At 54.8% G+C, this 13,644-nt stretch carries 16 protein-coding genes and 2 pseudogenes; 7 read left to right on the forward strand and 11 right to left on the reverse strand.

The window, feature by feature from the left end:
- Positions 1 to 784 (forward strand): transposase (locus tag KDW_RS31180; RefSeq protein ID WP_151759783.1); only part of this gene is annotated, 784 nt, incomplete at its 5' end.
- 442 nt (positions 785 to 1,226) lie between these two features.
- Here KDW_RS31180 and KDW_RS31185 read toward each other — a convergent pair.
- Genes KDW_RS31185 through KDW_RS31200 form a run of 4 tightly spaced genes read right to left on the reverse strand, consistent with a single transcriptional unit; the run spans position 1,227 to position 3,374 of the window.
- Positions 1,227 to 1,436 carry a hypothetical protein gene (locus tag KDW_RS31185; protein WP_151759784.1) on the reverse strand — a complete coding sequence of 70 codons (210 nt, stop codon included), beginning with the start codon at positions 1,434 to 1,436 and terminating at the stop codon, positions 1,227 to 1,229.
- Positions 1,433 to 1,612, reverse strand: a complete 180-nt coding sequence (locus KDW_RS31190) for a hypothetical protein (RefSeq protein ID WP_151759785.1) — start codon at positions 1,610 to 1,612, stop codon at positions 1,433 to 1,435. The genes KDW_RS31185 and KDW_RS31190 overlap by 4 nt, the downstream gene beginning before the upstream one ends.
- Before the next feature lie 42 nt (positions 1,613 to 1,654).
- Positions 1,655 to 2,236 (reverse strand): leucine-rich repeat domain-containing protein, encoded by a 582-nt coding sequence (locus tag KDW_RS31195; RefSeq protein WP_162005793.1) that lies wholly within the window; start codon positions 2,234 to 2,236, stop codon positions 1,655 to 1,657.
- Positions 2,139 to 3,374 carry a leucine-rich repeat domain-containing protein gene (locus tag KDW_RS31200; protein ID WP_151759787.1) on the reverse strand — a complete coding sequence of 412 codons (1,236 nt, stop codon included), beginning with the start codon at positions 3,372 to 3,374 and terminating at the stop codon, positions 2,139 to 2,141. Before KDW_RS31200 ends, KDW_RS31195 begins: the two co-directional genes overlap by 98 nt.
- Positions 3,375 to 3,800: 426 nt before the next feature.
- On the opposite strand from KDW_RS31200, the gene KDW_RS31205 reads away from it, so the two are divergent.
- Positions 3,801 to 4,283: a glycerophosphodiester phosphodiesterase family protein gene (locus tag KDW_RS31205; RefSeq protein WP_162005794.1), complete on the forward strand. Its 483-nt coding sequence runs from the start codon at positions 3,801 to 3,803 to the stop codon at positions 4,281 to 4,283.
- 91 nt (positions 4,284 to 4,374) lie between these two features.
- Positions 4,375 to 4,533, forward strand: coding sequence for a glycerophosphodiester phosphodiesterase family protein (locus tag KDW_RS36380; RefSeq protein WP_371876296.1), 159 nt, complete (start codon positions 4,375 to 4,377; stop codon positions 4,531 to 4,533).
- Positions 4,534 to 4,703: 170 nt separating this feature from the next.
- Here KDW_RS36380 and KDW_RS31215 read toward each other — a convergent pair whose 3' ends face one another.
- Together KDW_RS31215 and KDW_RS31220 are read right to left on the reverse strand one after the other, a co-directional pair.
- Positions 4,704 to 5,060 (reverse strand): hypothetical protein, encoded by a 357-nt coding sequence (locus tag KDW_RS31215; protein ID WP_151759789.1) that lies wholly within the window; start codon positions 5,058 to 5,060, stop codon positions 4,704 to 4,706.
- A gap of 302 nt (positions 5,061 to 5,362) precedes the next feature.
- Positions 5,363 to 6,862 carry an MFS transporter gene (locus KDW_RS31220; protein WP_151759790.1) on the reverse strand — a complete coding sequence of 500 codons (1,500 nt, stop codon included), beginning with the start codon at positions 6,860 to 6,862 and terminating at the stop codon, positions 5,363 to 5,365.
- Positions 6,863 to 7,126: 264 nt separating this feature from the next.
- On the opposite strand from KDW_RS31220, the gene KDW_RS31225 reads away from it, so the two are divergent.
- On the forward strand, positions 7,127 to 8,185 hold the full coding sequence (locus KDW_RS31225) for a tetratricopeptide repeat protein (protein ID WP_151759791.1): 1,059 nt from the start codon (positions 7,127 to 7,129) through the stop codon (positions 8,183 to 8,185).
- 10 nt (positions 8,186 to 8,195) lie between these two features.
- On the opposite strand, the gene KDW_RS31230 is transcribed toward KDW_RS31225, so the two are convergent.
- The 5 genes and pseudogenes from KDW_RS31230 to KDW_RS31250 form a co-directional block, all read right to left on the reverse strand.
- Positions 8,196 to 8,678, reverse strand: coding sequence for a GNAT family N-acetyltransferase (locus tag KDW_RS31230; RefSeq protein ID WP_151759792.1), 483 nt, complete (start codon positions 8,676 to 8,678; stop codon positions 8,196 to 8,198).
- 52 nt (positions 8,679 to 8,730) lie between these two features.
- Positions 8,731 to 9,000 (reverse strand): DUF2277 domain-containing protein, encoded by a 270-nt coding sequence (locus tag KDW_RS31235; RefSeq protein ID WP_151759793.1) that lies wholly within the window; start codon positions 8,998 to 9,000, stop codon positions 8,731 to 8,733.
- A gap of 32 nt (positions 9,001 to 9,032) precedes the next feature.
- Positions 9,033 to 9,353, reverse strand: coding sequence for a hypothetical protein (locus KDW_RS31240; RefSeq protein WP_151759794.1), 321 nt, complete (start codon positions 9,351 to 9,353; stop codon positions 9,033 to 9,035).
- A 271-nt stretch (positions 9,354 to 9,624) separates the two neighbouring features.
- Positions 9,625 to 11,057 (reverse strand): annotated as a pseudogene (locus KDW_RS31245) (NAD(P)/FAD-dependent oxidoreductase).
- Positions 11,054 to 11,314, reverse strand: coding sequence for a ferredoxin (locus tag KDW_RS31250; protein ID WP_151759795.1), 261 nt, complete (start codon positions 11,312 to 11,314; stop codon positions 11,054 to 11,056). The pseudogene KDW_RS31245 and the gene KDW_RS31250 overlap by 4 nt, the downstream one beginning before the upstream one ends.
- Before the next feature lie 294 nt (positions 11,315 to 11,608).
- Between KDW_RS31250 and KDW_RS32130 the strand changes: the two genes are divergently transcribed.
- The 3 genes and pseudogenes from KDW_RS32130 to iscB all read left to right on the forward strand — a co-directional run.
- Positions 11,609 to 11,755 (forward strand): hypothetical protein, encoded by a 147-nt coding sequence (locus KDW_RS32130; RefSeq protein WP_162005795.1) that lies wholly within the window; start codon positions 11,609 to 11,611, stop codon positions 11,753 to 11,755.
- A 54-nt stretch (positions 11,756 to 11,809) separates the two neighbouring features.
- Entirely contained in the window at positions 11,810 to 12,208 is a 399-nt protein-coding gene (locus tag KDW_RS31255; protein WP_151759796.1) for a hypothetical protein, read from the forward strand.
- A gap of 599 nt (positions 12,209 to 12,807) precedes the next feature.
- Positions 12,808 to 13,389: pseudogene (iscB, locus tag KDW_RS31260) on the forward strand (RNA-guided endonuclease IscB); the annotation flags it as partial.
- Positions 13,390 to 13,644: the final 255 nt, after the last annotated feature.

Below are 13,644 nucleotides of genomic sequence, written 5' to 3' on the forward strand. Positions count from 1 at the left end.
TACAACGTACCGGCTGCGTGGCTTGAAAGCGTACTACCCGGTGGTCCTCGACGCCTTTGACAAAGGGACCACGTTGCAGAAAAGTTTGCTCGCTTTCATCGTCGCCTATCCGACTCCTGAGCAGGCACATCAGGCAAGCGTAGAGGAGCTGACCCAGATCTTCAAACAGGCACGCCATCCTCATCCCCTACCGTGTGCGCAACGGGTCTGGCCACTGCTTCAACAACCGCACCTGGAGGCGAGCGCGGCGGTGGTGCATGCCAAATCCCGACTGGCGCAAACGCTGGTCGCCCAACTGCACACCCTCATGGCGCAGATCCATGACTATGATCTGGCCATTGAGGAGCTCTATCAGCAGCAAGATGAATATGAGGTCTTCGCGAGCCTCCCCAATTCTGGCAAGCGATTGGGCCCGCGGTTGCTGGCGGAGTTGGCGGTCATTGACCCTCATGAAGCCACTGTCGCCGTCGCGCAACAACTCGCAGGCACCGCTCCAGTCACCAAACAAAGCGGCAACAGTCGCTATGTAGTGCAACGCCAAGCGTGTAGCAAAACGCTTCGCGCTACAGTGTATCTGTTGGCGGCAGAGAGTTGCAAGAACATCAGTTGGGCGCGAGCGTATCATGACCAGAAAAAGAAGCAAGGCAAAAAGAGTGCGACCATTTTTCGGGGGCTGGCCAATACATGGCTTCGGATTATCTGGGCGATGCGGCGCAAGAAAGAGACCTATCAGGAGGACACGTTTGTACAAGCCCAGGCTCGCCATGCGCCAGCGGCCGCCTGAGCGGTGCGTGCTGCCGTGATCTGCACGGCATGCCGTGCAGATCACGGCAGCACGCGACAGCGGAGCACCCAGAGATCCGCGATTGGAACCGATACAGCAACTCTTTGCTTCAATGGGAGGGCCTCTGGCGCCCGTGGAGTCAAGGGGAAGAGCAGCGGGCTTGAGACCACGGCGAGTCAAAAGCGAAACGAGCCTCACCCATTGAACGACCGTACCCTGTCTCATCATCTGGGTGTGCTGGTTGCACACCCAGCATCAGGGCACTGGGTCAGTCTGTGCTCAAAAAGCCTTCGGGATATGAGCTGAAAAGGTCTTTTTTGGCCCCCCTTGACAGAGAGCGTCTCGCGTGTGGCGCTCTCTCCACGTACGATTTGCTGCTTTTCTGCACAACGTCTTTCGCCGCCACAAAACTCGTTAAACGAAAAATAGGAGTGTCACTGGGTTATGAATGGCCTTCAAGCAAAGCATTCCCTGATTGGGCATCAAGAACTAAATATGTTTTGGCAAATTGTGCTACGCGTTTTTCTGGGGGTACCGCAGGGTTTGAAGCGACCACACGTAGGCCTTTCAACTCTACAACACAAACAAGGTCATTATCTGGCACACCAATAGAACCATCATTCAAAAGTACAGATGCTTGTTTACTGGTCATAAACGTAACACTGACAACTTCCTTTTACTATTTGGATCAGCGTGGATGAAACGATGGTTTTCAGCAAACGTTTTGGCCTCTTCTTCCGTAAAAGATTTTACTGAAGATTTTACTTTTGGTTCCAGGCCTGGTCCACCAGGTCTAGAAGGATCATAATATGGAGGATCACCTTGCATAGATTTCTCCTGCTGTTGGAAATTTGTTGGGCAAAAAAAACACTACATATAGATATCGCAATCTTTGAGCGCGGCTTTGATCTCGGCCGGGATCTCCTGCAAAGGATTGTTGTAGATCATCAGGTGGTGCAGGGTGCCAAGTTGGGCTAGTTCAACGGGCAGGGTCTCAAGCAGGTTATTCATCAGGTTGAGGGTGTGCAGGTGCGCCAGGGTCCCGATCTGCTCGGGAAGGGCCTGCAGGCGATTGTTGGATAGGATCAGTTCGTGTAGCTGGCTCAGGTGTCCGATCTGCTCTGGGAGCTCGTGTAGCCGGTTGGATGAGAGGATCAGGTCGGTGATCTGGATCCAGTTGCCGATGGTGGCGGGCAGGCTGGTGAGCCGGTTTTTGTGCAGTCGTAGCAGGCGCAGCTCGCTCCAGTGGCCGATTTCCGCAGGAAGGGTGTGCAGGCGGTTGTTCTGAGCATAGAAGTTCTGCAGCCGCGTCCAGGCCCCCACGGCTACGGGCAAGGTTTCGAGCAGACTATCATTAAGCTGGATTTCTTGCAGCCGCTGCCAGCCATCTACGGTCGGGGAAGCTGTTGCAATCTGGTACGGGAAAGCTGCAGGCGCTGGATCTGCCGCCATTCTCCGACTGCGGCGGGTAGCTTCTCCAGGGATTATAGGAAAGCGCCAGGACCTGGAGTTGTGTCCAGGCAGCAACTTCATCTGGCAGGCTGCGCAGCCGGTTCCAGCGCAGGTCCAGTTCCTGGATACTATGCCACTGCGCGACTGTGCCTGGTAGGTAGGAAATGTTACAGTTCTCAAGGGACAGGTAGCGCAGGCGTGCGAGCTGGCCGATCGCGTCTGCCCAGGCAGGATGCTGCGACCAGGACTCACCACCGATCTTGAGGCCGCTGAAGATCAGGGTCTGGAGCTGTGCCAGCTGTCCGATCTGCTCGGGAAAACTCCGCAGCGGACACGCGGCCAGGTACAGGCACTGCAGGTGGGCCAGTTGTCCCAGGCTGGCAGGCAGTTGTTCCAGGGGATTATTATTCAGGTTCAGTTCTAGCAGGCTACTAAGGGCACCCAGTTCCTCTGGTAGCGTGGTCAGGCTATTGTTCTCCAGCAGGAGTCGCTGGAGTCGGGAGAGGTCTCCTATTTCGGCAGGCAGCAGGGACACCTGATTCTGGCGCAGGTCGATTTGCTCCAGGGCCGTGAGTTGGCCGAGCTCCGCAGGTAGTGTGGTCAGGCCGCATTCGTTGATGGCGAGGCTTCGCAGCTGATCTAGTTGTCCGATCTGACCTGACAGCCGCGCCACAGGACACTGGCTCAACGACAGCTTTTCAAGCTGCGTGAGTTGCCAGAGTTCTTGCGGCAGTTGTTCCCACTGGCTATAGCCACACAGCGCCAGGGTGCGCAAGCTGGATAATTGACTCAATGAAGCAGGCAGAACGGGTGCGACCGCGCAGGCCAGCGAAAGCGTCTCAAGCTGTTGCAGGCCGCCCAGGTCGTCTGGCAAGGACACGCTTTCACGGCCCCACACCTGTAGCTCTTTAAGCTGGCTCAGCCGATTTATTTCGCCTGGTACAATCAGCGTATCGCCGGTCAGCTGCAAAGAAGTCAGACTGCCCAGTTCATCAAAGCCGGCCACCACCTGCAAGTTGCTCGCGTCCCACGCATATCGCCATTCCTGCTCCATCCCCACACTCCCATCCTCGATGTACCCTCCCATCTGCCGCAATACCGCCATCACGGTCTCTTGATCATGCGTGGATTGAATCATAACGCCCTTCCTCTTTCACAACAAAATTCAGCTATATACATGTGTGGATGCCTGCTTTATTAATTGACATCTATCATAACACCGCATTCCAGCTTTCTACCAGACACATGAGCTTTGATAGGTAATTTGGACACGCCAGGAAGTGGTCCCGCGACTCATGTGCTCACCAGCAAGCCCGCCTGTCCTCTGATCGTATCCTGGTAGCACCGTTATCGCCGCTGAAGGTTTTGTGCCATAATAGCAAGAGGACAAAGAATGTCCTGTGAGTGTAAGCCTGCCTGTGGGCGGGACTGGATAAAGGACGGGGATATTTGTTATGCTGAAACATGCTGGACCAACGCTTTTTCCTGAGTTGCCGCGACCCTTGATTTTTGCGCATCAAGGGGCGAACATCTGGCTCCAACCAATACCCTGGCGGCCTGCGCGGTGGCGGATGCGATCGGGGGCGTGGATTTTCTGGATATTGATGTGCATATGACCCGCGATGGACACCTGGTGGGCATCCATGATGCGACGGTGGATCGCACCACCAATGGCCAGGGCCGCGTCGATAGCTATACGCTGGCAGAGTTACAGCAACTGGATGCTGGCTACCATTTCCAGGATCTCCAGGGGACCAATAGCTATCGCGGCCGGGGCGTGAAAATTCCGGCCCTTGAGGAGATATTTCAGACCTATGCCGCGAAGTATCATCTGCATTTCGAGATCAAGGATGCCTATCCAAAGTCCGGTCCATCGCAGATCGAGGAAAAGCTGTGGGCCCTGATCCAGCGCTATGGCGTCGAGGAGCGCGTGATTGTGTCATCCTTCATCCAGGCGGTCGTGACACGCTTCCAGAAAACTGAGTGGTGGTCGCGTAGCCACCGGAGCCGGGCGGCCCGAAGTCGCCAACTTTGTCCTGGCCCATAAAGCCCACCTGCCCTGGCTCTATCGCCAGCGCTCCACCATCCTCGCCATCCCGGACGCCAACAGCGGCGTCAACCTCAAAGATCAGCGCCTGATCGAGGGGGCCCGCAGCCGCGGCATGGAACTCTACTACTGGACCATCGACGAACCCACCTTGATGCGTCAACTGATCGAGCTGGGGGCTGACGGACTCTTCACCAACCGCCCCGACCTGCTCAAAACCCTCCTGCACGACATGCGCCTGCGCCCATAAGCACATAGAATCACCATCGCTGCCTGATTACCTCATCAGGCAGCCAGATAAGTTTTTTTGCCATCTTTATACTAGAAATAGCGCAAAAACAAACAAAACACAATTATTAACCAGCAGCCCGCATAGCAGGCTTCAGCGTACCAGCAGCGCTGGTCGCCAATACTTTTCGTTTAAGCATTTTGTGGCAATAAAAAACATGGTGGAGAAAAGCAGCGAATCATCCGTGAGAGGGCGCCACACGCGGAGGCCGGCATGCGGCGTTCTCGTGGAGCGAGGGGCACAAAGAGCATCGCATGCCTGTGGCGCCTACACCGCGACGGATCCTGTTTCGTGATCCTCTCCGAGAAGGTACGGGGAGGATCCACGCGCTCACCCACTACGTTGCGGTGCGAGCAGGCTGGCCACGGCACCCACGATCCCTGTAGGCGCCACAGCACTGCGCGTCGTTCTTGCACGCTGGCCTGCGCAAACGCAGCAGTGCGGCCTCCGCGTGTGGCGCCCTCTCCACGTACACGACGCCACGCCATACAGTTGAGGTTATCTCCTTCAACGAAACGTATTGGCGCTTGTCGCTGCAACCTCTTCGCGTTCGAGCAACTAGCTCGCGACCGCGACCTGTCCTTGCATAACCATGCGCAAAGAGACTGGATCTTTGATGTCACACTCACCATCACAACCAGTGATGGCTCCCAGTTCTCATCCCTTACCACGGGAGTACGACTGGATCAGAATAACAGAATTTTCAACGGCACCTTTAACTAAAATCCACCCATCCATAAAACAGATCCGCCCCATACAGCATGGGGCGGATCTGTTTTATTATAAGGAATCATCTTTTGACGCCACGGATAAAGCGTACGGTGATGGTGCCGAGCAGGCAGAAGATGATCGAGACGCTAAAGAGGACCTGGTAGCCCAGGACTGGCTGGCCGGCGTGAGTAAAGGAGTCGACCAGAGGACCACCTATGACGGGGGCGACGATCTGGGCCAGCGAGAGCGCGACGTTCCAGACGCCCATGTCGCGTGCATAGTTGCTTTTGGATGGCAGGGTGTCCGCGACCAGCGCCCAGTCGACGCTTTGATAGGCCCCATAGCCCAGTCCGAAGATGGCTCCGGCGGCCAGCAACAGCGGTAACTGGTGCGTGACCACGAAGACACAGCCAACCACCGTCATCAATCCGCCCGCGATATAGACCAGTCGCTTGCGCCCAAAGTGATCCGAGAACCAGCCGGCCGCAAAGGCGCTTACCAGGCTGGTAAGCGAGACCACGATCAGGAAGTTGGTCGTGGCCTGCTCTGGATGCGCCACTTTAACGACGTCCCGCATATAGTATTGCAGGAAGGACTGGATGATGTTGATGCCCAGCATCATGATCAGGCGCGTCGCCAGCACCCAGGCGAAATCGGGATCGCGCCGCGGCCGAAAATCGAACAGGCGCAGGATGCCGAGGGTGATGATGACTTCAATGACGACTTGCTCAAGATTACTATTAATGATGATGCCATTCGGTCGCCACTCATTCCATAAGTTGATGCCCCCCCAGAGCAGGCAGGCCGCCACCAGCACGCCCGCGATAGTGCGCGTAGCAGGCAGACGTAGCCAGTATGACAGTGGTCGTGGCTCCTGTCTGGATTGGCGACGCACCGCGACAGACTTTTCCTGCACGCTGAACAGCGTAATCACCATAAAGATCACCAGGATCGCGATGATGAAGCCATAGGTCAGCCAGAGTCCCCGGGTGTAGAGTCCAATAGGTAGGGATGCATCGATAAAGTGGCCGGCCAGCAGAACGCCGCCGATATTGCCGATGATCACAAAAATACCGATCACGCCCGATGTCAGGCCGCGCTGCTGCGCTGGCACGATATCGGGCAACAGGGCATGGAATGGAGACTGGGCCGCATTATTGACAAACTGGGTTGTGGCATAGGCCAGTGCCAGCGAGAGTATGCTATGCGACGTCGCCATCCAGATCAACGAGGCCACACTGCCCAGCGTGCCCAAAAAGATATAAGGTCGGCGGCGTCCCCAGGCTGCCAGCCGACCCTGCGTACGATCGCTGAGCCAGCCAAATAAGGGATTCGCAAACAGCGACACAAACGCTCCCGGAATCAGCACAAAAGCCAGCGCGGTCCCTTTATCCATATCACCGACCATCTTCACGATCTGGCTTGGCAATACAATCGTACCGAGGGCTGCCCACTGGAAATTCAAGGCCAGCGCAAAAATACTAATCGCGACAATGCGCGTCCAGGATAGCCGGGGAAGTTCGCCCGTGGGCTCAAGCGTCGTATCGTCTGACGCGACGTCTTGCTTTATCGTCTCCAAGACATCCCCTGCCTTTCTCTATAAAATAATACTATTCCGTTTTATGATCGCTTTTCGATAGTACAGTATATATACGTACCAGCCTCAGTTTACAGATAGATAAAGCTGAATATAATACCGTCGTACTATTTAAACGCGACTCCGCCTGATTTGACGCGACTCCGCCTGAAAACGCATTTGACACGGCGTGGAGAAGCCTCTATAGTAGAGGCTATTGAGAGGCTTGTCTTTGCAGGAATAACGAAAAAGGGGAAGGTGCACGGCATGGATGCTTTGGCGATCTTGAATCTATTTGGCAATATTCTCTGCGTGCTGGTGATTATTGGAATAGTGGTACAGTTCATCGGCTATGCGCTGATACGCTACCTGAAGCGCTATCGCTGGGCCGCCTGGTATTATTCCGCGCTCCTCGTCGTGCTGCCCTGGAGCGAAGCCATGTATATCAATCGAGCCTGGGTCAGGCTCTGTCTCAAGGAATTCGATAAAGCGATCGCGGACTGTGATCAAGCCATCTATATCAATCCCGAAGCGGCTATGGCCTATAATAATCGCTCGGCCGCCTTCCTGGGATTAACAAGATATCCTGAAGCGCTGCGCGATGCTCACCAGGCCGTGCACCTGAAGTCTGATCTTGCGAGCGCATATTATAATCGAGCCTATGCCCTCTTTGGACTTAGAAATTATGCGGCCGCCCTCAAAGATTATGACCAGGCAATTGCGAGGCACCCACAACTAGCCGTTCAATACTTTAACCGCGGCATCTGTCATATGCGCCTCAAACACTATTCTGAGGCAATTGCCGACTACAATAAAACCATAGAACTGAAGCCCACTACCTCGAGTGCCTATCATAACCGCGGCCACGCGCATATGATCCTGGGCAACTATACGCAAGGACTGGCTGATTTCCAGAAAAGTTGTGCGCTTGAGCCACAAGAGCTTATTCACCCATTGGCTCTCCAATGGTGTCAGCTCTGCCTGCAACCACAGCTTACCGACGAAATACGTGCGCGCTTTACCAGCCTGGCAGCACTCGTAGATCGCAATGGCCTCCATCACATGTATCAAGGTATGGACCTCTGGTTTAATGGAGCATATATGGATGCCCTCAACCAGTTTGAGCTAGACATCACCTTCTCGCGCCCTTTCAGTGGGGATAGCTACTTCTGGTGCGGGATGGCTCTGGCCGCCCTGGGTCGCTATGACGAAGCCCAGGGGGCCATCGACCACGCCCTGCAGCGCGGCCTCTCACGCTTCTTCCTCAAAACCCTGGCCCTGCTACCATCCGAACACACCACCTTCGCCGCTCGCTACCTGTCCTGATCCCTGCTGATCAGGCAGGATCCAGGGTTTTGGCCATGTTGACGTCGGTGCTGATATAGCCGAGCTTTTTATACATTTCCAGGGCACCGGTGTTGCTACCGAAGACATGTAGCGCGATCTGGTTAATGCCAAGCTCACGCACCTTCTTTTCCATCTCCTGGAAAGCCTGCGAACCATAGCCATGGCGCTGATGAGCGTCATTGATACGGATATCATAGACAAAGGCATATGGTGCGCGCCCCGGCCGCTCCTCGATCGCGAACCAGAGAATGCCCACGGATTGCTGCTGTTCGGGCTCAACAAGCGTAAATAAATATTGCCGCGGCGACGCCAGACCCTGCGGCAACAGCTCGCCATATTGCTGACGCGAGCGCTCCAACGCCTGAGCTTCCGTCAACGTCCCATTCTCAAATATATTCTGCGCATAATCCTGAATCGCCGGCTCCAGATAAGCCTGAAATTCCGTTTCCGCCATCGGCCGTAAAATAACCATATAATACACTCCCTCTATTCAAGATATTTCGTTACATCATTCTATAATAGAATTAACGGGCAAAACGTTGCGCGTTACGGGCTCGGGCCAGGGCCGCTTCTTCTTCGCGGTTTTTGGGTGGCGCATTCGTCTCCAGCGAATTGAGCAGCGTACGCTCAACCTCAACGATGGCATCAACGGCCGCCTGGAAGGCCGCTTCGTTGGCTTTGGATGGCTTATTGAAACCGCTCACCTTGCGCACAAATTGCAATGCCGCCGCATGAAGCTCGTCATCGGTCACTGGTGGCTCAAAATTGTAGAGTGTCTTGATATTCCTGCACATATATTATCTCCTCGATCTAGCAAACATTTCAATTATGCTAATAATACTCTTCTTCCTAACAATATCCAAAACGGAAGCGTGCATAAAACTTTTTGGTGGAGGAGATAAGCCCAACTCCGTAGCGGGGCGTCGTGTACGTGGAGTGGGCGCCACACGCGGAGGCCGCCCTGCTGCGTTTGCGCAGGCCAGCGTGGGAGCACGACACGCAGTGCTGTGGCGCCTCCAGGGATCGTGGGTGCCGTGCTGTTGCCTGCTCGCGCAGCAACGTGGTGGGTGAGCGCGTGGATCCTCCCCGTACCTTCTCGGAGAGGATCGCGAACCATAATCCGTCTCGGTGGAGGCGCCACAGGCATGCGCTGCTCGTTGTGCCCCTCGCTCCATGATCACGCCGCATGCCGGCCTCGCGTGTGGCGCCCACTCGACGGACGATCCGCTGCTTTTCTCCACCATATTTTTATGGTCACAAAAGCGCTTAAGTGAAATGATAGCATGACGGTGAAGGAACACCTTCTCAAAGGATCAAGAGAGTTAAAACGTGTAGGTTCGCTTTTCTTGATCCTTTGAAGTCACTGGGCCAAGGAGAGAACAGGGCCGCTTCCCGGCCCTTTCTCTCTTGATGTGTCCCTAGAGGGATGTAGGACCAGAGGGAACGCGGGGATCGCTCTCAGCCGCGTGCTCGGGTCCACCGGCCGGCTGTGGGGGCGTCGAAGGTCCCGGGCCGGTCGAGGTCGCCACCGGACTATGCGTGGATTGACCAGGTGCAGGGAAGCCGGACGGCATCACGTTCAGTTCGGTGGGTCCATCTGGCGCGTTCAAATGCGGTGGGAAGGGGGCGCGCGCCTCGATCATCTGTGTATAGATGCCCAGCGAGCGCGGCATGTTGACCGCCACGGCCGCCACCAGGCGTCCTTTCTGCCATAGGCCGCCACGAAGCGCTTGCGCTCAACGGATCCCTGCGTCACCACGACCTGGTCGGCCACGGTCGGCAGGCCAACGGCTTTAATATTGAGGCCAAACTGATTGGACCAGAAGGTGGGTAGGGGCCGGTGTGGCTTGCGTTCAGCCGGACTACAAAGCATATTGTGTGCCGCCGCCTCAGCCTGCTCCACGGCATTCCCCCAGTGTTCGACGGCCAGCAATTGACCATCATAGAGCGGGTGCGGCCAGCGTGCCACGTCTCCCGCGACAAAAATATCATCCAGCACGATCCCGTTGGCATCGAAGGCGCGACAGGAACCGTCGCAGGCCACGCCACGCGCGGATACGGCCAGGCCCGAAGAAAGCAACCACTCGACATTACGGACCGCGCCCAGCGCCACCACCGCCACCTTCACATCCAGCACATCACCATCCGAGAGGTGCACGCGACTCAGGTGGCCGTTGGCATCACCCTCCAGCGCCAGCACCGTCACGTTACAGCGTAGATCAACACCGTGCGCACGCTGGAAACGCGCCGCCACCATCCCGGCCGCCCCACCGAGCGCACCGGCCAGAGGAGCCGCACTACGCTCCGCCACCGTCACATTGAGTCCCAGTTCGCGGCAGACCGAGGCCACCTCTGAACCCGTAAAGCCGGCACCGATCACCAGCACGCGTTCAGGTTTAGTGGCCAGCACCTCGCGCAGGCGCTGCCCATCATCCAGCGTACGAATACTGAAGACGCCATCCAGGGCCATCTGCGCCGCATCGGGCCAGGGCCGTGCCCGCGTGCCTGTGGTAATCAACAAACGATCAAACGGAATGCGCCGACCATCCGCCAGCTCCACCACATGCTCCTGTAGATTCAGACCGGTCGCGGCCACGCCAAGCAACCACTCCGCGTTAATGTCCTGCAGTTGCGGCAGATAGGTATGTGAGACTGGCAGCCAGCCGCTCAACACGGTCTTGGAGAGCGGAGGACGATCATAGGGTGGATACGGCTCATCACCGATCAAGGTCAACTGACCCTTGAAGCCCTGCGCACGCAGCGCCTCGGCCGCACGCAAGCCAGCCAGCGAAGCCCCCACAATCACCACGCGACCATCAAAGCGCGCCCCATCCTGTCTGTCCATACTCATGAGGCCGACTCCTTCCCTGTCTCTGGATCTGCCTCATGCGGCCGCTTCACCATAGGGAGCGGCTCGCTGGACCGCCCGATCTGAATCGCCTGCACCGGACAGGCGGCCGCGGCTCGCTCAACCTGTTCGCGCAAAGCATCATCGGGTGCGTAATCATATTCAAGTGATTCTTCACCGTGCAGACGAAAGATCGTCGGCGCGGCATAGACACACTGACCATAGCTCTGGCATTTATTTAAATCAACCACAATTCTCATTATCAGTAACTCTCCTCTGCGTCACCACAACAAAGATGCAATAGATCATTTTGTCTATTTACGTACTTTTATGCAGTATGATAAATTTGTGAATCTGCACGTCAAAAATTCAATATATCTGTTATATGAGTAATATAAAGAGAATGCAAAATTTGATGGAAATTTTGTAACTTTCTATTAGTGCTTAACGTTCTATATTTGTGCATTTAAATAGTAAATAAATAAATACACAAACTTTAATTGATTTCTTATTACTATGATAAGTAGTACATGAATGCAAAGGTTGATGCCCTGATGCAAAAAGCGAAATTTCGTTTATCCGGCTGGTTAACACTTGCCCTCTGCCTTGTCCTGTTCACATTTGTTTTAAGCGCCTGTGGAACAACGGGCCAGGCCAGCTCTACACCGGCCGCCAAACAGGCTACCCCCACGCTACACTAAACCCACGAGCGTGTTTAAAGGCAACGGCTTTACTGCGAACTACTCGCCCTCCGATTGGACTTTCCAGCAGACCAAAACCATCTCTGGACTGGTGCGAACAAAGATAGTGCTGAAATCTTCACGGTCAATGCCTTGAATACGCAGGGGAAAAAAGCCAATCTGGATGATGCTGTGAATGCCATGATGGGCACCCTCAAAATGGCCGGCAAAAACTATAAAGAAGATCCTTCCACTCCTGCCACAACAAAAATTGGTGGTGAGGATTGGAAGCAGAAAGCGGCTACCATGGACACCAATAATAAGGGCAAAATGGTATCACTGAAAATTTATTCGCTTGCCGTCCAGCATGGCAATATGTCCTATCTCATGACCTACTCATTGACAGCCGGTACCGCTGATGCTGATATGAAAAATATGATCCAACCCATCCTTGATTCCTATAAATTTGTCTAAACCAGGCAACACAGCAAAGAGGTCCCGGTCGGAATCTTCTGGCCGGGACCTCTTTGCTTTGGGCAGGATTGTGGAGCAAAATCGGAGGCAAGCTCCGAACCTACGGTAGATGCGATGAGAGTGGTTGGGGCTTTCGCCCTTGCATTTCCGGCTTTTTCTCTGCTATAAAGAAGAGGTAAGTAGTATCTTGAGAACTGAATAAGGCATGCAGAAGCTTTTCTGTTTGCGTGAGAATGGGCTGCGAATGCTCCGCCCGCATATGCATATCCAGCGGTCACATTTCTGCGTGCTGGTTCGTCAGAGTAATGATAAAGAAAATGCGCCGTTTTACGGCATGCTTTTTAATAGTATGTGAAAGGTAGGTTTTGACAGTCAGGAACCCCACGCATGAATGCGGGGGCTTGCTCCGGTAAGCCCATACCTGACCAGTCTCAGTCTTAAATGACTACGTTCGGAGTGAAATAGTCGGGGTGCTTTCCAGCTCCGACCACTACGGTCAATGATTAAACAGGAGTACAGGGTGAATCCAGTGTCATTGGCGCTAAACCACTCACGAACCTTGACGAGGAACACATCACCTACGAAAGTAGAGGCTCTTTATGAGCAAGGTTTTTGTCATTGATACGAACTACCAACCACTCAACCCGGTGCATCCGGGAAGAGCACGCATGCTCCTCAAAGAGGGGAAGGCGTCGATCTTTCGCCGGTACCCGTTTACGCTTATCCTGAAGATTGAGGTGCGTGAACCAGCAGTACAACCGTTGCGGGTCAAGATCGATCCTGGCAGCAAAATCACGGGCATTGCCATTGTCAACGATGTTTCTGGCGAAGTGGTCTTTGCGGCAGAATTGTCACATCGTGGGCACGCGGTGAAAGCATCCCTGGATGACCGAAGAGTGGTGAGACGGTCACGCCGAAACCGGAAGACACGCTATAGAAAAGCTCGCTGGGCCAATCGGCGCAACAAAAAGAAGGGGTGGCTTCCACCATCGTTAGGAAGTCGGGGGGCCAATGTGTTGACCTGGGTAGCTCGTCTTTCTCGTGTCTGCCCGATTACTGCGATCAGTATGGAGTTGGTGCGTTTTGATCTGCAACAGATGGAGAATCCAGAAATAGCTGGCGTTGAGTATCAGCAAGGCACCCTGGCTGGCTACGAAGTGCGTGAATATTGTGCGATGTGCTAATCGCTTATCTTGAGTGAGGAGCCTCAGAACTCCTCCAGGCAAGTGTCCAAGCCTGTCACCATCTTCTGCGTGCGTTCCTGGTAACGGGAGGGTGCGAAGCCAGAGGAAATGTCTAAGGGGAAGTTTAGCCACAAAGCGGAACCGGGCTAGGTGAAGAGCGGACGGGTGAACGCGAGTGAACCCTTGATGAGGCTGCGTTAGGCACTGGTCATCGGAATGTGGATAACAAAGACGATGATGTTGGGAGAAAGA

This window comes from Dictyobacter vulcani (assembly GCF_008974265.1).
Taxonomy (GTDB): Bacteria; Chloroflexota; Ktedonobacteria; order Ktedonobacterales; family Ktedonobacteraceae; genus Dictyobacter; species Dictyobacter vulcani.